Source organism: Bacillus sp. SIMBA_026, from assembly GCF_046535335.1.
Taxonomy (GTDB): domain Bacteria; phylum Bacillota; class Bacilli; order Bacillales; family Bacillaceae; genus Bacillus; species Bacillus velezensis.
On record NZ_JAWRWX010000278.1, the window covers coordinates 1 to 259 of the forward strand.

Genomic DNA, 259 nt, shown 5'->3' on the forward strand with positions numbered 1-259 from the left:
CACCAGGGCAAAGGCTCACCAGAGATTTCAAAATCAATACCTTTACTCTGTTGAGCACCACCCGTGATATAGCAAAACTCATTCTTATCAGGGCCACATTCCTGCAAACTATAGTCAGGATTAGACATATTTTTCTTACTGGACTTATATAATGCCAGTGATGAATTCACGGTGCCCTTATTGTATCGGATACCTATTTCACGCGTACTGCCGGTCATTGGAGGCAAAGGCTTATTGTCGATGGTCGGCCGAAATGGTT

1 protein-coding gene is annotated in these 259 nt (G+C 43.6%); it reads right to left on the reverse strand.

Annotation, left to right across the window (positions count from 1 at the left end):
- A partial coding sequence (locus SB847_RS21475) for a TonB-dependent receptor domain-containing protein (RefSeq protein ID WP_410578696.1) occupies positions 1–259 on the reverse strand: 259 nt, incomplete at both ends.